We start from the raw sequence: 17,634 nt of genomic DNA, 5'->3' as shown, positions 1-17,634 counted from the left end.
CGCCCTGTGGTCGTGATTTAAGCTGCTGCTTTAGAAATCTATGGTCGCTATCAATGAAATCGTGCGGCCCGGTTCGTCAAGCGTTTCGACGCTGGCATAAAGATCACCATAGTCACTGCCATATGTGGCGCGATCTGCGTAATCGACGTCAAACAGGTTATTAATTTCGCCGCGCACCGTCAGGTTGCTCATGCTTGGGGGCGTGTATTCTGCGAAGACATTTACAACTGTATAGGCTGGGGCTGTTGCCGTGTAATCCACGCCTGTATTGTAGCTGAGTGCCGCATCAATACTGCCGCCGATGAGCAAGTTCGCGTTTGGAAGCTCATGTTGGACTTCAAGTGCAAGTATATCACCTAGCGGCATTCCGTGATCGATCAGGTAATAGCTTTCCACCAGCTCACCATCAATCTTGCCTTCAGAACGGGTAAAGGAGAACCGAGCAAAGCCATTGCCCCAATCGTATGTGCTGCGCAGGTTGAAGCCGCGACTTTCAAAATCCAGTGTGCCCTCATCACTGCGGGCGTTCGAGATATGCGTTTTGAACACATCTGCCCCCAAAGCCCAATTCCCTGCGGTGTAATCAATACCAATCACAAAGTTTTCAGCGCGTGATGATTGCAAGTCGGTGTAATCCCACAAAAGATCGCGCCCCGTGTCTGCAAGATAAGTGACGCGGTCCCAAAATTGGTAATTGTCTTCAAGTTGGATGCCGCCGAAAACACTCGCATAACCAGCGTTCACAGTCAGGCCCGGCGCGACTTCATAAACGGCTGAGGCATTGCCGCTCAAACCAGAAACGCTATCTTCATAATCGTCATATGCACCAGTAAAGTCTTGCCAGTCCGCGCGCAGACCTGCGGAAAGCTTCAATTGCGTTGTCGGTTCAACGCGCAATTGAGCAAAGAGGCCAAGGTTCTTCCTCTCTTCTTGGGTCTCATAGCCACTCGCGCCCGTGTCATAACTATTTGTTTGGTGAATAAAGTCCGCACCAACGGTCAGCGTGCTCACGTCAGAGAAGTGAAACATGTTTTGCACTTTGGCGTTAAACGTGTTTGAGGTCCCGTGGCTGTCTTCCGTGATCGGCGCGTAAACTTGGTTTTCAGAAAAGCCGATGGATGCAGATGGGTCCCACATGCCGCCGCCATAAACGTTTTCATACTGCAGGGAAACGATTGTGCGTTGGGTATCATAGACAACGAAATCTCGACCTGTGTAGCCGAAATTTGCCTGCGAGTTGCGCAGCCCTGCATCACTCATCTGCTGTGCTGAAAATTCGAAACGATGCCCTGCGTCCGATTCATAAGCTGTTTTAACCAACATGCTTTGAAGATCGGTTTCTGTCCCGAGTTCTTCATCACCGCCACCATCGGTATAGTTATCGCCCGATGCGTATTTAAAATACCCTAGCGCTTCAAATCCGCCTTTGCGTGTGGCCAAGGTTGTAGAGATCGCAGCCGTTGCACCATTATCGCTATAGCTCAAACGCGTTTGACCGCCAAAGTTGTCACCGTCTTCTAGAAAATCTGCCACATCCACAGTTTCCATCACCACGGCCCCTGCGACTGCATTTGGCCCTGCATCGGCCCCCGCGACACCAGGGTCAACTCGCACGGATTTCATCAAAGCAGGATCGAACGCGTTGGCGCTGACATGGTGAAATGTACGGTTGTTTTGCGACACGCCATCCACTGTGACAGCAAGATTAAGCATATCGACGCCATTCACAAAGATTTTTTGCGCAACAGGGATCGCGCCCCCGACAGAAACGGACGATATGCCCGCAAAGAGATCTTTAAGATCTCCCATGGCGGCGCGGTCGAGTTCAGCTTCGGAAACATATACAGAGCTTGCGTGATCAGCAGCATCGCCAAGCGGATCAACGCGGCGCACCTCGATAGGATCGAGAGACAGAACGTCCTGCGCCAATGATCCGGTTGCGGTACAAGCGAGTAACGCCGTGCCGCACATGAGCTGGGTTACCGCAGATTTTTTTTGATGTGTCATAAGAGACCCTTCCAAGAGATGAGATTTGGCTCGAGGAAACCTCTGGCTACGCATATTCGGCGGCTTTTCCCTATGATGCGAAATCATTACATGCAACTGCATGTTGACGGTTAGTGTTAATCCTGAGCAAAAAAGTCACACTTTATGAATCTGCACAGACTCTCTGGACACATCCTGTAAATATTCCTGATTTGGGATAAAGAACGCCGACATCACGAACGAAGACTGGGGCTTTCAAAGCACACGAAAAGCGCATCAACAGCTGAGAAGACCAGCCATGTCCATAGAGGCCGTCGAGACTATAAGATCCGCAGGTCCATCTGCGATATCACTCAAATGATTAAAGGACGTCTAGCGGCGAAGGCTGACGTGCGTTCGCCATGGTTGGAATATCGTTTTTTGGATACGAATGCACATACGATGCGCTGCGACATATGGTAAATCATCAATGGCAAAACGATAGCCCCCACGACATCTGATGCAAACAAAGCGGTTGCTATGGGCAAGCCCGTTGCCACGCTTTTGGTTGAGCCGCAGTAGAATAAAACGGCTATGTCGGATGGCGGCAAGTTCCCCATTGCTATCAGCAACCCTGCTTTGACCGACGCAGGATCTAGCTTAATGCCCTACAAAGACATGCCCCCCGTCATGGGCTAAAACAAGGATGCTCCACTTCCAAGACAACCTGTCATCGCCCTTTTGACATGCCCACAGGTCTCACCTTGGATACCCCCTAGAACTGCGTCCGCCAGTAAGGATGTAGCTCATCTATCACGAGGGCATGTTCATGTGTGCGGTTTCCGTTGAGATGCGGATGATCCAATGGCAGGTTCGCATGCGTGTGCCCGACTTGGCTTTTGTCGTTTGCAGGCCACTGCACGAGACACATTATGATCCCCAAAAGCGTCAGGCTCGCCAACACCAGCAAGGCAGGGATCATCCCAAAGGTCGTCATCACCCATCCTGACAGCGGATAGGTTATGAGCCAACAACCATGGCTTAAGGCAAATTGCACTGAAAAGAGCGCCGTGCGGTCCTCTGGGTTGGCCGAGCGCCGTAAAATGCGCCCCGAAGGGGTAAGCACCACCGAGTAACCAAATCCAACAAGCGCCCAAGCCCCGAGCAAATAGGCCCAATTTAAGCCGTTTATCGCAATCAAAAGACACAGACCGACCAAGGCGAACAGCATCAAAAACGCACCCGATATCATCGCCAGACGATCAGAGACCCTTGTGAGAAAACGTGGCAAAACAAGTGCCGCCGTCATTGATCCCGCTCCGAAAGCAAACATTGTCCACGCAAGTCCGCTATCAGACAGACCAAGCAAGTCTTTTACAGCAATGATTGTATTGACCAAAACCATCGCGCCCGCAGCCGAGGCCGCAAGGTTCAAAGCAAGCAATCCGCGTAGGCGTGGTGTCGCGAAATAGATATGAAACCCTCGCGCCATGCCACCGAAAACCTTGCTTGGCTTGGCAGCAGTGGCAGACGGCAGCACCACAGACGCGACGAGCAAGGCAGACCCTACAAAGCCAGCCACAGTTCCTAAAAAGAGCGATCCAGAGCTCATCACAAGCAGCAAAAGCGCCGCCATAGTCGGGCTCAAAATATTTTCCAAATCATAGGCCAATCGCGATAGCGATAGCGCGCGCGTATATTCAGCTTCATCGGGAAGAACATCTGGCAATGTCGCTTGAAATGTCGGTGTGAATGCAGCCGAGGCGGATTGCAGCGCCAAGATCAATAGATAAACCTGCCAAACCTCCGTTACGAAAAACAATGCAAGCGCACATGTTGCCCGCACAATATCGAGGCCTATCAGCAGCCGGCGACGGTCCATCCGAACGGCAATAGCGCCCGCGATTGGCGCGACACAAACATATGCGATCATCTTGATGGTAAAAATGATTCCAAGCGTCTTGGCCGCATTCGCGCCAGAAAGGTCATACGCCAAAAGGCCCAAGGCAGTTGTCGCCAACCCCGTTCCCAAAAGCGCAACAACTTGTGCCGCGAAGAGGTTTCGATATGTACGATTGGAAAGAATGCTCAGCATAATGACCTCAAATGTTGGTGGCCTCTAAAACAAAGGCGATAGACATTTACCAATATGGTAGATGTTTTAGATCAAGGAATGGGCATCCAAAATTGCCCGTTTCAAGTAACACAGGCAAACATCTTTCGATGTTTGCGCTTCAATCGCGTTGCCCCAAAGGCCGAAAGACAAGGGAAAATCGATGATCTGCCCCTTGTTCAATCGACACCCAACCGAGGCATTTACATAAGAAAACTTGGCAGCCAAAGCGACAAGGATGGCACGAGTATCAAGATCAACAGCAATCCAACCATCGTGAGCAGGAAAGCTGTGTTCGCACGGGTCACCGCCATCACCTCTTCATTCCCAATTCGAGCGGCCACCAAAAGCGCAAGAGCAACAGGCGGCGTCACCTGTCCGATCGCAACGGTCATCACCATCAGAACCCCGAAATGGACCAGATCCACATCCAACGTCATCAACGACGGCAGCAAGACAGGCATAATCATTGGGATCAAGGGATCCAGCACCATGCCTGCAATCAATGCAAGCAACAGCAACGAGACAATTTGAAGAACCACCGATTCAAACGGAAACAGAACCGTCATCACCTCAGCCAAAGCCATAGGCACGCGGGCTTGGGACAAGGCCCACCCTAAAGCCGTAGACAATCCGACGACCATGAGGACCTCACCCGTCAAAATCGCGGCATCTACAGCCACGCGGTAAAGCCCACGAAAGTCGAGGCTACGATATACGATCATAGCTAGAAAGAGCGCATAAGCGACAGCAAAGGCACCCGCCTCAGATGGCGTAAACAGGCCAAAGACCAATCCGCCAAGGATCAACACAGGCATCCCCATCGGCAAGATTGCCGCCCGACCGGTCTTGAGCAAAAGCAGCCAAGAAAATCCCTGCGCGGGCTTCCAGCCATGATATCGTGCAAGGAAACCAATCGTCGTCATAAGGGCCAATGCCATAAGCAGTCCCGGAATGGCTCCCGCAAGAAACATTGCGCCCAGTGACGTTCCTGTCACTGCTGAATAGAGGATCATTGGCGATGACGGAGGCACTAAGACCCCGATACCAGATGATGTCGCGGTCAACGCTGCCGCGAATGGGCCAGGATAACCAGCTTCCTTCATCTTTGGAATAATAACAGACCCGCTGCCTGCAAGATCTGCAACGGAGGTGCCTATCATACCGCCGAACATCAAGCTGACAGCGACATTTACATGCGCCAAACCGCCCCGCATCCAACCAAGCAGCGCGCTGGCAAACGCGAATAGGCGATCCGCTATTCCGCCAGCATTCATGATACCGCCAGCCAGAATAAACAAAGGCAATGTGACCAAGATGTAATCAGATAAGCCGACCAATGTCTGTTGTGGCATCGCCAGCATCCACCCCCCTGAAAAGGTCAAAAAGACCACAACTGACGCCGCCAAAGCCACGATGATTGGCAAACCGGCGAGCGCAAAAACACACAGTGTTACGATTGTTGCAGCAGCGAGACCCATCATGTCGAACGACCTCCGAAGGCTGTTTGTGCAGTGCGAAGCAGCAACACGGCAGCCATTCCCGCCATGCTCAGCATGAGAGCTGAAATACCAAGACCTTTTGGCATTCTTAGGATCGGAGTAACATCCGTGCCAAAGAGGTTGAGATAAGCCCCAATTTTCAAGGCGAAAAAGGCCAGCGTGAAACTGCCGATAGCGCCACAAACAACACCAAGTATACGGCGCGCACGGGCTGGCAGGCGCATGACCAAAACATCACAGCAGATCAAACTCCCGCGTAAGACCCCCAAAAGTATACCAACGGAAGCGACCCAAATCATCGCTGTCATAACGATTTCTTCGCTCCATGGCAGAGGATTGTCGAAAATATATCGTCCCAGCGCATTCGCCAACACAAGAACAACGATCAAACCCATCAGCGCCGCAGCGAGCATTTCAGTGCCATGAATTGCTATCTTAGCGATAGGTCCCTTGGCCGCGTTTCCTCGAATAAAGGTGATGACCGTGTTCATTTTCTCACCTCAGGTAAGCCATGCTGGAAAAGTGCGCCGTATCCGGGGCAATCATCCGCAACACCGCCAAGACGCAGTGCATGCCAAAACGATGATTGGACAGCAGAAACAACTGGTTTTCCCAATTCCTTTTCGACAGCGTCGATCAATCCAGCTGTTAAGAAATTCGTGCAACTGATGAACACTGCATTTGCGTCTGGCGTGTCCATTTCACAAATCATGTCGAAAGTTTTTTGCAAAGGCACTTCAGCCAAAGCCTGATCCGTGTCGATTTTCAGATTGCGACTGGCGACAACGGGGTGACCATTTTCTTCAAGGAACCGGATGGCACGATTGTGAACCTCGTCAACATAGGGCGTTGCTAGAATGACGGATTCGGCTCCAACCGCTTTTAAGCCAGCCAATGACGCCGTTGAGGCCGTATTCACTTCGATCCCCGGCGCCCATTGTTTTAGCTTTGCAATAAGCGCCTGATCATAGGCTGTACCATGCAAAAATGAAGCAGAGGTACCACCAAAGCATAAGACATCGATCGGAGCAGACGCCAAAAGGCGTGCAGCTTGTTCCAATTCAGGCGCATCCATCATCGCCTGAATGCCTTCGACAGTTACCTTTGGCAATTTTATCCGCGTTGTATGAACGGAAACACCTTTTGGGGCCATGGCCCACATCTCAGCTTCCATGACAATAGAGGACGCCATAAAAATCAGCCCAATGCGGCAGCGATCACCATTGCCATCATAGGTGAATTTGGGGGCCATACGGCCCCCATTTATCGTGTTAATTTGCGTACTCACTGAAGCATTTCCTCTACAGCGACCATGAATTCTGGTGACACAATCTGCGCGAACTCATCGCGCAAAGGCGCAGCGGCTTCTTTAAACGGTGCCAAGTCAGGTGTATTCACCTTCAAACCTGCTTCGGTGAACTCAGAAACCAAAGATGCGTCACTGTCGTCAGACAAAGTGCGTGTGGCCGCGGCACTCACTTGTGCGGACGCCATGACTTTTTCTTGTTCTTCTGGTGAAAGTGCATCCCAAACTGAGCCAGCCATTGTCAATGTAATGGGCGTGTAGACGTGATTGGTAAGCGAAATGAATTCTTGCACTTCGTCAAAGGAAAACTCTTTGACCACTGAAAGGGGATTTTCTTGACCGTCCAGAACCCCTTGGCGCAAAGCAACATAGACCTCGCCCAATGCCAAAGGCGTTGGAGCCGCGCCGAGTGCTTGGAATGCCATGATACGTGTCTGCGACCCAGGCGTGCGGAGCTTTAGCCCAGCAAGATCAGCAGGTGTCTCGATGGGGCGTACTGAGTTACTGATCGCACGGAAGCCCAACTCACCAAAGGCAAGAACTTTCAATCCGTTTGTTTCAAGCAAAGAGTCAGCCAACATGCCGCCAAGCTCGCCATCAAGCAAAGTGCGTGCTGTGTCTTTGTCATCGAACAAGAAAGGCAAATCAAAGATCGCAAACTTGGAATCCAGTTCAACGATGTCTGAGCCTAAAGGAACAACATCCAACTGACCTGCACGCAACAGTTCCGTCAGGGCCGTTTCATTGCCCATAGCACCGCTTTCAAAGAAGTCGACACTGAACCCTTCTGACACCAGCAAGTCGTCTTTAAAGGCTGTCAGCATGACGTTTAATGGATCGCCCGGCGGTGTTTCGACCGCCATAGTCAATTTTGTTTCTCCGAACCCCGGTAGGGCTGAAAACGCGGTCAATGCCGCGGCAAAAGCAAGTGTGATAGGTTTCATTGTGAACTCCCGTTGGTGTGCATGAGGCAATAGTGTCCTTGTGGACGCTTTGAATTGGAAATCGGGCAAAACAGGTTTTTTGGGGCGGCTTTAAAGCCCCTCCAAAATTGGCCTTAAACTCAATCTCACTTTCGATGCTGCCTCTTGCAGCACCCTCCAACAATTACAGAAAACCTATCTTCTACGAAGCCACACCCACATGAAGGCGATTAAGCAATTGAAATTAAATGCAAATAAAGAACACCGCACTTCGAGATCCCGCAGGTTAGAAAATTTTCTGCCTAATCACGCACAATATTTACGCATAATTTTTGGAAATAATCGGTGCCGATAACTGTCAATATCATCTTTTTTGAAGACCGTTCACCTGAAGCGCCGCGTTTGTGATGCGTGACGAATACATAGAGCGGCCTTAGAAAAAAAAGAGCTTTCAAACAGAATGGACAGTAGCGCTCAGTGAGCGCCTCATCACGTAATGCTTCTCAAAAACAGCAAAGCCTAAGAAGGGTTTTGGCTACTCTCTACTTTGGAAGTTCCTTCTTTTCTATCGAGATCGATACGCGCAGTGTCATCTCAAAGAAATTCCAAACCAGTCAAAGTGGAACGCTTCCATCACCTTGAACAGATGGGCACGCTCGCTGTCGCGCTGGGAAAATAAATCTAGGATATAAATATGACAGTCGAAAAAACGGATACACTTGTGGTGGGCGCGGGGCAATCTGGGATTGCAATGAGTGAACACCTCACTGAAATGGGTGTGCCACATATCGTTCTTGAGCGCAGCAGAATTGCAGAGCGCTGGAGATCCGAACGCTGGGATTCACTGGTGGCAAACGGACCAGCATGGCACGATCGTTTCCCCGGTCTTGAGTTCGACGACGTATCCCCTGAGACATTCCCCCCCAAGGAACGCATGGCGCGTTATTTTGAAGACTATGCAGCGATGGTCAATGCTCCTGTGCGCACCAATACCGAAGTCAAATCCGTCAAACGTTGCGAGGGTCGTCCCGGTTTTATGGTCTCGACCTCACAAGGCGAAATTGAAGCTCAGCGTGTTGTGGCAGCGACAGGCCCATTCCAAGTGCCGCTCTATCCTAAGATTGTCCCCGAAACATCCGACGTCCAGCAAATCCACTCTTCTGCATATAAGAACCCCGACCAATTGGCCAAGGGTGCCGTTCTGGTTGTCGGCGGTGGCGCATCTGGGTCGCAAATTGCCGAAGAACTGCAACGGGATGGGCGCAAAGTATATCTGTCGATAGGTGAGCACTACCGCCCTCCCCGCTCTTACCGTGGGCGCGATTATGTGTGGTGGCTTGGCGTTCTGGGCAAATGGGACGAGATCAAAACTGAAGCAAAGAAAAAGCACGTTGCTTTCGCGGTCAGTGGATATGACGGCGGTAAAACAATTGATTTCCGCCGTTTGGGTAACATGGGCATCACTGTGCTTGGCATCACCAAAGCCTATCAAGATGGCGTACTAACCTTCGCCCAAGACCTTGTGAAAAACATCAAGGAAGGCGACGAAGCCTATCTCGACGTTCTCAGAGAGGCAGATGCATATGTCGAGCGTAATGGCATCGATCTTCCGCTGGAACCTGAGGCATGGGAGGTTCAACCCGACCCCGAGTGCGTCACCAATCCTATACTTGATCTCGACATGAAAGAGGCTGGCATTACGACTATTATTTGGGCAACAGGGTTCAAATTCGATTTCAGTTGGATGCAGGTAGATGCCTTCCATCCAGATGGCACGCCGTTTCACAAACGCGGGATTTCTGCAGAAACAGGGATTTATTTCCTTGGGCTTCCAGAACTGACCAACCGTGCATCATCCTTTATCTACGGATGCTGGTACGATGCGAAATATATCGCGACCCATATCGGCGTTCAGCGGAATTACGTAGCGTATAAAGCAGAATAACGATCGAGACCTGCGCTCAGGTATCTGATTTGGTTTATCAAAGATAACAAACGGCCGTCTCAACATCTGATGATGCTGATGCGGCCTTAACACCATAAGGATTATACAATGAAAACTGTCATGTTTCTCAACGGCCCCAACGCCAATTTATATGGCCTTGATCCACAAGGGGCGTATGGAAACGATAGTTTTCCGCAAATTGAATCTGCCTGTATGACCTGCGCTGAAGATCTCGGGTTCAAACTTATTTTTCGCCAATCCAATCACGAGGGCGTGCTGATTGACTGGATTCAAGAAGCCCGTACGAGTTGTGATGGAATTCTCATCAATGCCGCAGGGCTAACCTATACCTCTATCGCCATTCTTGATGCATTGCTGGCCTTTGACGGTCCCATAATCGAATGTCACATGAGCAATATTTGGAAACGTGAGGCTTTTCGCAGCCACTCATTCATTTCCAAAGCAGCAACTGGCGTGATCGCGGGACTGGGGGTGCAAGGGTATCTTCTGGGGCTCACGGCAATGAATACACTGATCAAGGATCCTAAAGCATGACAGACAGTCTGGTATTTTATAGTAAACCCGATCCGTTTGATGCGTGGCGCGATGCATTGACGCCTCACTTGGGCGATCAGGTTCGCATCGAAAATGCAGACGCCGTTACCAAGGTCGATGATGTCCGGTTTGCATTGGTTTGGATGCCGCCCTTAGGCTTTTTTGATCGTTTTCCGAACCTTGAGTTGGTGATCAACCTCGGGGCTGGCGTGGATCGCCTCGTGGCCCGAGAGGACCTGCCAGATGTGCCGATCACACGGCTGTCTGATCCTAAAATGGGCCAGATGATGGCAAGTTTTGTGTTGTTTTCTGTCCTGCGTCACGCACGCGACATCCCTTATTTCGAGGCCGCTCAAGCGCGTCAGGAATGGGCTTATAAACATCCCCGCGCAGCCAGTGACATTAAGGTGGTGGTTCTAGGGTTAGGGCAACTCGGGGCGCTTGCAGCAAGTGAAATCGCGCGCCAAGGCTTTGACACACACGGTTGGGCCACAAAACCTCGAACACTGTCAGGCGTAACAGTCCACTGCGGCGATGAAGCCCTTGATGGGGTGCTGCAGGACGCAGATATAGTCGTGTGTATGCTACCTTTAACGGCAACGACCCGCGAGCGCCTTGACGCCAGCAGCTTTGCCGCGATGAAACCCGGCGCCGCTTTCATTAATGTGTCGCGTGGCGAAGTCGTGGCGGAATCCGCACTCATCGAGGCGCTGCGCTCAGGTCACCTCTCTGGCGCGACTTTGGATGTTTTTCAAACGGAACCGCTAGGCCCTGAACATCCGCTTTGGTCGATCCCCAACGTGCTCATCACCCCACATCTCGCATCAGTTGCACTGCCCAAAAGTGCCGCGCCACAAATTGCTGCCAACATCAAAGCTGTTCAAAACGGCGATGCATTGAGCAACGAGGTTTCCAGAGTGCGTGGATATTAGGCATTTTAAATATACCTTTGTGATCGCACCCTCACACCGCAGCGCCAAGTATGATTATTTCGGTTTAGAATCATAACATTAAGCCCCTAGAGTGGTAAAAGCTTAGTAGCGGTTTGAAATTTGTGATTTTTATAAACGTCGCCATTCCCACAGGCTCAGGTTAAGAGACGGTCCCTCCTCGGATGGGCAGTCACACCAGTTTTACAAGACATAATGTCACTTACCCAACCGGAGTTCAAAATGAGAAAACCACTCTTAACCGCTGCTGTAATCAGCATGTTTGCCCCTGCCGCATTTTCTGAAACATTGACAGTCAGCAGTTGGGGCGGAAGCTTTCGTGACTTGATTGACCAGACCATTGCCAAGAAATTCACTGAAGAAACAGGCGTCGAAGTCGAATTCATCACCGGCGGCACTATCGACCGATTGAACCAAGCAAAGCTGAATCGGGATATGCCGGAAAGCGATGTCACCTTCACCACATCACACATTGGTTGGCTTTATACCAATGACGGGTTGTTTGAAGAATTGGATATGTCCAAAATTCCGAACGCAGAAAACCTTGTAGAGCAAGCCAAAATCAGCCCCGCTCATATCGGCGCATGGGCATATGTCTATACCATCGGCTATCTGCCTGATTCAGTACCAGAAGGCATGACATTCGACAGCTGGAATGACCTATGGTCGCCAGAGTTAGAAGGCAAAATCGCGGCACCTGATTTTGATCCATCGCATATCATTTCCGTCGCAGCCAAGCTTGAAGGCGTCGACATTGAAAACTGGCAGGATGCTTCCGATAAGCTGATGGCCCTCAAGCCCAACTTTAAGGCCTTCTACACCAATGATGCAAACTCACAGCAATTGCTGTCAACGGGCGAAACACCTGTGCAAGTCATGCTGTCTATGAACGCATATCACATGCAATCAGAAGGCTTAGACGTACAGATTGCGATCCCTGCTGAAGGTGCTGTTTTGGGTGTCGATACAATGGGCATCACGGCTGGCACGGATCAAGAAGAGTTGGCGTATAAGTTCATCAACGCCGCTCTTGACCCTGAAGTTCAAGCGAAAATCGCTGAAATCAAAAAAGGCAGCCCGGTTGTCTCAAACGCCGTACTTCCTGACGAGATCGCAGCGCTCCCTGGTATTTTTACGACGCCCGAGCAGTGGGAAAGCGAAACGCTTATCATCCCACATGATCTTCGTGCAGAAAAAACTGCCGAATGGCGTCAATGGTTCTCGGAAAACATGATTTCCAGCAACTAAGCCTGACCAAGACGACAGCCCAGCAGTCTAAACTGCTGGGCCCCCTCAAACAGAGTAGCCTTTTTTAATGTCGAAACGCCCTTTTCTTGGATGGTTTTCCCTACCCTCGGTCTTGATTGCCTTTGCGATCACCGCCTCTTTTATTGCGATCGTACAATACAGTTTCAGGGCTTATGTCCCCGGATCACTCGACCCCGGCGGTTTCACTTTCGATAACTTTACGACGCTTTGGAAAATGGTCTACGGGCAAGCGTTTTTGAACACTGTATTGCTCTGTTTTTGGACTGCGATTTTCACCTTACTCATCGGCTATCCGCTTGCCTATGCAATGGTGCGTGCGCAATCGGTCAAGCTGCGCAGTGCCATCCTGTTGATCTCACTCACTCCGCTATTCTTAGGCGAAATTGTACGCACCTATTCGTGGATCATTGTGCTGGGCAATCGTGGCTTTGTGAACGCGGCTTTAATGCAAATGGGGCTCATCGATGCCCCCATCAACTTTATGTTTACCATGACAGGCGTTGTTATCGCATTGGTGCATTTTACATTGCCAATTGTGGTGGTAATGCTGGCGGCCGCTTTGTCGCATATTGACCTGAACCTTGAGCGCGCCGCAACCTCACTTGGCGCTGGCCGTGTGCGCGTTTTTGCAAGCATCACCCTGCCCCTATCCATACCCGGCATCGCCGCAGCCACCTCAACTGCATTTGCCTGGACGTTCTCGGCGTTTGCCACACCGCAAATGATTGGCGGCGGCAAGGTACAGACCATTTCCACATTGGTTTACCAAGTTGGCTTTGCATCGTTCAACTTCCCCCTCGCGGCATCGTTGTCTCTGGTCGGGCTGCTGTTCACCATCGCAGTGCTTGCAATTTTTAACACCGGCATTCGCCGTTTGGAAAAGTTCGGAGCGCATTCATAATGAAAAAGTCTCTCGTTGATCATCTGCTAGACTGGAGTGGTCGCATTCTTTTGACCATGATCCTCGGCTTTGTACTGCTGCCCTTTTTGGTGGTTTTCATCGCCTCCTTTAACGACAGTGCAATCCTATCCTTTCCCCCGAAAAACTGGTCTCTACGCTGGTATACGAACGCCATTGAGTATCGAGACTTTGGTAAAGGACTGGTCAATTCACTTAAGATTGCGGCCATTGGCGCGACAGTTGCCATGATCGCAGGCTCAGGCTTTGCATATGTTTTGAACCGCTATGAGTTCTCATTAAAATCGCTGCTGAACAGCATTCTCATGTCACCCTTGATCATTCCCAATTTCACCATTGGTCTTGGTTTGCTTATCCTGTCCACTGCGGCGTCTTTGCCGAGAACAATTTGGCTGGTGATTGGCGTTCATGTCATCATCGTGCTGCCTTTTGTGATCCGTTCTGTCTACGTTTCCTTGCAAAACTTCGAACGCCGCTTTGAACAGGCCGCAGAAAGCCTTGGCGCGGCACCGCTGCGTGTTTTGTTGACGATTACGCTTCCGCTTTTGGTGCCGGGCTTGATTTCTGGCGCTCTTTTTGCGGCCATTTTGTCCTTCAACGAGTTTACGGCATCACTGTTTGTCGTGAACCAAAGCACCCAAACATTCCCCGTCGCGATGTACAACTACGTCCGCGAATACGCCGACCCAACGCTGGCTGCCGTCTCTGTCATCTACGTCATCGCCGTCGCTGCCCTGCTCCTCGTCGTGCATAAATTCTTCCGTCTTGAAAAGGTCCTCAATGTCGAATGAGATTTCCCCCAGCGTTCCACAGAACAAGCCCCAACATCCAGCCGTTCAGATCGATGGTGTTGGCAAGTCTTTCTCTGGAACCGTCGCGCTAGAACCTGTCTGGCTGAAAATTCGCCAAGGTGAGTTTCTCACCTTGCTGGGCCCATCAGGCTGCGGAAAAACCACGCTGCTTAATCTGATCGCAGGCTTTCTTGAGGCGGACTGTGGCGAATTGTTTATCAATCGCGACCTTGTCACCCAAGTGCCACCACACCGGCGTGAAATTGGAATCGTGTTCCAGAATTATGCTTTATTCCCGCATATGAACGTGGCGCAAAACGTTGGCTACGGCTTGCGCACGCGCCACGTGTCCAAGGCGGAAACGGCCGAACGCGTGCGTGAAGCATTGGAATTGGTCAAGCTTGAAGACTTTGCAGACCGCAAACCCAATCAACTCTCGGGCGGTCAACAGCAACGCGTTGCGCTTGCGCGGGCCTTGGTTATTCGCCCAAAGGTCCTGCTTTTGGATGAACCTTTTTCTGCGCTGGACCGGAATCTGCGCACAGCGATGCAAGTCGAACTCAAAGAGATTCAAACCCGTCTCGGCCTCACCACAGTGTTTGTTACCCACGACCAAAGCGAGGCCCTGAGCATGTCTGACCGCATCGCTGTGATGTCTCGCGGGCAGATCCGTCAAATCGGGTCTCCAACCGACATATACGACCGACCTCAGAACCAATTTGTGTCAACTTTTGTCGGCGACGCAAATCTGTTTTCTGCCACTTTTATGGACCGCGACGAGACCTCTGTGCGTCTCACGGTTGGCACAACACAGTTGCAGTTGGAAACGTATCAGGATGATCTTCCCGAACTAGGCCCAGTGACATTATTTGTCCGTCCTGAGCAATGCAAATTGACGCAAGCCGGAGAGGCCGGAAGCATCCCCGCAACCGTTGCTTTGACTGTCTATCAAGGCAGTTATGCCGAAGTGCATCTTGACTGCGCCGCCGCGGACAATCGCGTGATGCAACGTGTGCCAGCAAGCGAAGCGCCAAAGGCAGGCACCAAAGTCGGTATCGCGTTGCCGTCCCGTGGCCCTGCAATCTATAAATTGAATGGAGAGGTCGAATGACCAATACAATGCGTGCCGTGATTGCGAGCAAAGCTGGCGGACCAGAGGTTCTCGAACTTGTTGAGCGCCCCATCCCCGTACCAAAAGCCGGAGAGGTGCTTATTCGCGTTGCAGCATCAGGTATTAATCGACCGGATATTATGCAACGCTCAGGCGCTTTGCCAGCACCCGCAAACGTCTCTGACATCCTCGGGCTAGAAGTCTCAGGCACCATCACACGCCTAGGTGAGGGGGTGGTGGGTCTGTCCGAGAACACAGATGTGATGGCCTTGGTCAAAGCTGGCGGATATGCTGAATACGTTCTTGCAAAGGCAGATCACTGCCTGCCAATTCCAGCGGGACTAACCAAGGAAGAGGCTGCCGCACTTCCTGAAGGTCTGTTCACGATTTGGCATAATCTCTTTGATCGTGGGGCCCTCAAAGCGGGCGATCGCGTTTTAATTCAAGGGGGGGCCAGCGGTATAGGCACACTCGCGTCGCAACTCGCGACGGCTTGGGGGGCTGACGTTTTTGTCACCGCAGGCGGTGCTGAGAAATGTGCTGCACTAAGTCAGATGGGCCTACACGCCATTGACTACCGCACAGCGGATATCACCGAAGAGATTATGCGCGTGACTGACGGTTACGGGGTGGATGTCGTTCTCGACATTCTTGGTGGCGATATGATCAACAAGCACCTTGCCTGCATGGCGCAGGGTGGGCGCCACATCGGCCTTGCATTTATGACGGGCATGATCGCGTCTGTGGATCTTGGGTTGGTTATGCGAAAAGGTCTTTGGCTTAGCTCATCCACACTGCGCCCCAAAAGCGATACGGAAAAATCCGAGATCGCACAAAACATTCGTGAAAAGCTTCTTCCCCTCATCGCCAACAAAGACGTCCGCCCCGTGATGTCCCAAACCTTTGCCTTAGACGATGTGGCGCAGGCACACAGGCTTTTGGAAAGTGGCAACAATATTGGCAAGATCGTCTTGGCAACGCAAAAGGCGCCGTTATGAAGCTTTCACTCTATTGGGGGTCGGCGTCACCATTCGTACGCAAGGTGATGGTTGTGGCGCATATGTTGCAGATTGAGGACTCCATCGAGGTGCTCGACAGCGCTGCACATCCCACGGACAGAGACACACGCATTCAGACCTTTAATCCGCTGGCGAAAGTCCCTGCGGCTCAGACTGAAGACGGTGTTGTGTTATATGACAGTCGCGTGATTTGCGAATACCTCGACACTGAAGAAAATGGCGCGATATTCCCGCGTGCAGGTGTCCCCCGTTGGACAGCGTTGCAACGCCAAGCCCTTGCCGATGGATTGCTGGATGCCGCATTGCTGGTCCGCTACGAAACGCTGGTGCGTCCCGAACAGCACCGCTGGCCACTGTGGATCGAAAAGCAAACCGAAAAGATCATGGATGCGCTCGACGCTATGGAAGCCGACATTCCAGATGCTGGTTGCCAAGACATCGGCGCCATCAGCTATGCCTGCGCCCTTGGCTGGCTTGGCTTTCGTTTCCCTGACCTGTCTTGGAAAGAAAAGCGGCCCGCCTTGGCGCATTGGCACGCCGCGTTTGAGAAAAACCCCGCCTTGATAGCCACCCGTCCCACGGCCTGAATATCTCCGGACCTTAGCCGGCCAAAAATGATCACTGCGATATAAAAAGGAGCATTCCGATGCCACATATCCGCCACCGCAAATTCAACACAAAAGAAACCTACCCTGAGCAAAACCTTGATAACGATTTGTCGCAAGCCGTTATCGCCAAAGGCGGGACGACAATATTTTTGCGTGGTCAGTGCCCTCAAGATTTGGATACGGCCGAAAACATCCAAAGCAACGACCCTGTAGAGCAAACCCACAAGGTCATGAGCAACATTCGCCAACTTGTAGAAGAATGCGGCGGCGAGATGCGTCACGTTACGAAACTGGTCGTGTATTTGACAGATGTGCGCCACCGCGAAGCCGTTTACAAAACGATGGGTGACTATATCAAAGGCGTGTACCCAGTCTGCACAGGGCTTGTGGTTGTCGCTTTAGCGCGCCCTGAGTGGTTGGTTGAAATTGATGCCACAGCGGTCATTCCCGACTGATTTTCATAGTTTGGAACCTTAAGGCCTAGCGCTGCTTTCTGCGCTAAGCCTGAACACAGCCACGCCCCCCTCGCCCCTTCCCCTCGGAGATTACATGACTTTTTCTATCATTGGCCACTGCCCTGACACCGGTATGTTCGGGGTCGCAATCTCATCGTCATCCCCAGCAGTTGCGGCACGGTGTTCCTTTGCGCGCGCAAAGG

General features: G+C 51.5%; 17 protein-coding genes and 1 pseudogene. 11 read left to right on the top strand and 7 right to left on the bottom strand.

The window, feature by feature from the left end; genetic code table 11:
- Positions 1–30: 30 nt before the first annotated feature.
- The 7 genes and pseudogenes from KO503_RS13710 to KO503_RS13680 all read right to left on the bottom strand — a co-directional run bounded on the left by KO503_RS13710 (position 31) and on the right by KO503_RS13680 (position 7,830).
- Positions 31–2,007 carry a TonB-dependent receptor plug domain-containing protein gene (locus tag KO503_RS13710; RefSeq protein ID WP_215992122.1) on the bottom strand — a complete coding sequence of 659 codons (1,977 nt, stop codon included), beginning with the start codon at positions 2,005–2,007 and terminating at the stop codon, positions 31–33.
- A 332-nt stretch (positions 2,008–2,339) separates the two neighbouring features.
- Positions 2,340–2,567: pseudogene (locus tag KO503_RS13705) on the bottom strand (bile acid:sodium symporter); the annotation flags it as partial.
- 173 nt (positions 2,568–2,740) lie between these two features.
- Positions 2,741–4,060, bottom strand: coding sequence for an MFS transporter (locus tag KO503_RS13700; protein ID WP_215992120.1), 1,320 nt, complete (start codon positions 4,058–4,060; stop codon positions 2,741–2,743).
- 221 nt (positions 4,061–4,281) lie between these two features.
- Positions 4,282–5,562: a TRAP transporter large permease gene (locus tag KO503_RS13695; protein WP_215992119.1), complete on the bottom strand. Its 1,281-nt coding sequence runs from the start codon at positions 5,560–5,562 to the stop codon at positions 4,282–4,284.
- Positions 5,559–6,071 carry a TRAP transporter small permease gene (locus KO503_RS13690; RefSeq protein WP_215992118.1) on the bottom strand — a complete coding sequence of 171 codons (513 nt, stop codon included), beginning with the start codon at positions 6,069–6,071 and terminating at the stop codon, positions 5,559–5,561. Before KO503_RS13690 ends, KO503_RS13695 begins: the two co-directional genes overlap by 4 nt.
- Positions 6,068–6,868, bottom strand: a complete 801-nt coding sequence (locus KO503_RS13685; RefSeq protein WP_215992117.1) for a maleate cis-trans isomerase family protein — start codon at positions 6,866–6,868, stop codon at positions 6,068–6,070. The genes KO503_RS13690 and KO503_RS13685 overlap by 4 nt, the downstream gene beginning before the upstream one ends.
- Positions 6,865–7,830 carry a TRAP transporter substrate-binding protein gene (locus KO503_RS13680; protein ID WP_215992116.1) on the bottom strand — a complete coding sequence of 322 codons (966 nt, stop codon included), beginning with the start codon at positions 7,828–7,830 and terminating at the stop codon, positions 6,865–6,867. Before KO503_RS13680 ends, KO503_RS13685 begins: the two co-directional genes overlap by 4 nt.
- Positions 7,831–8,503: 673 nt before the next feature.
- Between KO503_RS13680 and KO503_RS13675 the strand changes: the two genes are divergently transcribed.
- From KO503_RS13675 to KO503_RS13625, 11 genes are all read left to right on the top strand, one after another.
- The gene (locus tag KO503_RS13675; protein ID WP_215992115.1) at positions 8,504–9,754 is read left to right on the top strand and encodes a flavin-containing monooxygenase; all 1,251 of its coding nucleotides are present in this window, start codon (positions 8,504–8,506) and stop codon (positions 9,752–9,754) included.
- Positions 9,755–9,862: 108 nt separating this feature from the next.
- Positions 9,863–10,309 (top strand): type II 3-dehydroquinate dehydratase, encoded by a 447-nt coding sequence (locus KO503_RS13670; protein ID WP_215992114.1) that lies wholly within the window; start codon positions 9,863–9,865, stop codon positions 10,307–10,309.
- Positions 10,306–11,241 (top strand): 2-hydroxyacid dehydrogenase, encoded by a 936-nt coding sequence (locus KO503_RS13665; protein WP_215992113.1) that lies wholly within the window; start codon positions 10,306–10,308, stop codon positions 11,239–11,241. Before KO503_RS13670 ends, KO503_RS13665 begins: the two co-directional genes overlap by 4 nt.
- A gap of 240 nt (positions 11,242–11,481) precedes the next feature.
- On the top strand, positions 11,482–12,507 hold the full coding sequence (locus tag KO503_RS13660) for an ABC transporter substrate-binding protein (protein WP_215992112.1): 1,026 nt from the start codon (positions 11,482–11,484) through the stop codon (positions 12,505–12,507).
- A gap of 67 nt (positions 12,508–12,574) precedes the next feature.
- Positions 12,575–13,429: an ABC transporter permease gene (locus tag KO503_RS13655; RefSeq protein WP_215944541.1), complete on the top strand. Its 855-nt coding sequence runs from the start codon at positions 12,575–12,577 to the stop codon at positions 13,427–13,429.
- A complete protein-coding gene (locus tag KO503_RS13650; RefSeq protein ID WP_215992111.1) occupies positions 13,429–14,238 on the top strand; it encodes an ABC transporter permease in 810 nt (269 codons plus the stop codon). The genes KO503_RS13655 and KO503_RS13650 overlap by 1 nt, the downstream gene beginning before the upstream one ends.
- A complete protein-coding gene (locus tag KO503_RS13645; protein ID WP_215992110.1) occupies positions 14,228–15,349 on the top strand; it encodes an ABC transporter ATP-binding protein in 1,122 nt (373 codons plus the stop codon). The genes KO503_RS13650 and KO503_RS13645 overlap by 11 nt, the downstream gene beginning before the upstream one ends.
- Positions 15,346–16,347: an NAD(P)H-quinone oxidoreductase gene (locus KO503_RS13640; protein ID WP_215992109.1), complete on the top strand. Its 1,002-nt coding sequence runs from the start codon at positions 15,346–15,348 to the stop codon at positions 16,345–16,347. The genes KO503_RS13645 and KO503_RS13640 overlap by 4 nt, the downstream gene beginning before the upstream one ends.
- Complete coding sequence (locus KO503_RS13635; protein WP_215992108.1) at positions 16,344–16,955, top strand: glutathione S-transferase N-terminal domain-containing protein; 612 nt, start codon at positions 16,344–16,346, stop codon at positions 16,953–16,955. Before KO503_RS13640 ends, KO503_RS13635 begins: the two co-directional genes overlap by 4 nt.
- A 59-nt stretch (positions 16,956–17,014) precedes the next feature.
- A complete protein-coding gene (locus KO503_RS13630; RefSeq protein ID WP_215992107.1) occupies positions 17,015–17,431 on the top strand; it encodes a RidA family protein in 417 nt (138 codons plus the stop codon).
- A gap of 94 nt (positions 17,432–17,525) precedes the next feature.
- A partial coding sequence (locus KO503_RS13625) for a DUF1028 domain-containing protein (RefSeq protein WP_215992134.1) occupies positions 17,526–17,634 on the top strand: 109 nt, incomplete at its 3' end.

Origin of the sequence: Pacificibacter marinus (assembly GCF_018860505.1) — a bacterium.
GTDB lineage: Bacteria > Pseudomonadota > Alphaproteobacteria > Rhodobacterales > Rhodobacteraceae > Celeribacter > Celeribacter marinus_B.
This window is presented reverse-complemented; position numbering and strand designations above follow the sequence as displayed.

Coding starts and splice junctions, on each gene's coding strand:
- KO503_RS13640 (WP_215992109.1), top strand. CDS start 15,346: ATGACCAATACAATGCGTGCCGTGATTGCGAGCAAAGCTGGCGGACCA.
- KO503_RS13645 (WP_215992110.1), top strand. CDS start 14,228: ATGTCGAATGAGATTTCCCCCAGCGTTCCACAGAACAAGCCCCAACAT.
- KO503_RS13690 (WP_215992118.1), bottom strand. CDS start 6,071: ATGAACACGGTCATCACCTTTATTCGAGGAAACGCGGCCAAGGGACCT.
- KO503_RS13670 (WP_215992114.1), top strand. CDS start 9,863: ATGAAAACTGTCATGTTTCTCAACGGCCCCAACGCCAATTTATATGGC.
- KO503_RS13655 (WP_215944541.1), top strand. CDS start 12,575: ATGTCGAAACGCCCTTTTCTTGGATGGTTTTCCCTACCCTCGGTCTTG.
- KO503_RS13710 (WP_215992122.1), bottom strand. CDS start 2,007: ATGACACATCAAAAAAAATCTGCGGTAACCCAGCTCATGTGCGGCACG.
- KO503_RS13665 (WP_215992113.1), top strand. CDS start 10,306: ATGACAGACAGTCTGGTATTTTATAGTAAACCCGATCCGTTTGATGCG.
- KO503_RS13660 (WP_215992112.1), top strand. CDS start 11,482: ATGAGAAAACCACTCTTAACCGCTGCTGTAATCAGCATGTTTGCCCCT.
- KO503_RS13675 (WP_215992115.1), top strand. CDS start 8,504: ATGACAGTCGAAAAAACGGATACACTTGTGGTGGGCGCGGGGCAATCT.
- KO503_RS13700 (WP_215992120.1), bottom strand. CDS start 4,060: ATGCTGAGCATTCTTTCCAATCGTACATATCGAAACCTCTTCGCGGCA.
- KO503_RS13650 (WP_215992111.1), top strand. CDS start 13,429: ATGAAAAAGTCTCTCGTTGATCATCTGCTAGACTGGAGTGGTCGCATT.
- KO503_RS13695 (WP_215992119.1), bottom strand. CDS start 5,562: ATGATGGGTCTCGCTGCTGCAACAATCGTAACACTGTGTGTTTTTGCG.
- KO503_RS13680 (WP_215992116.1), bottom strand. CDS start 7,830: ATGAAACCTATCACACTTGCTTTTGCCGCGGCATTGACCGCGTTTTCA.
- KO503_RS13630 (WP_215992107.1), top strand. CDS start 17,015: ATGCCACATATCCGCCACCGCAAATTCAACACAAAAGAAACCTACCCT.
- KO503_RS13635 (WP_215992108.1), top strand. CDS start 16,344: ATGAAGCTTTCACTCTATTGGGGGTCGGCGTCACCATTCGTACGCAAG.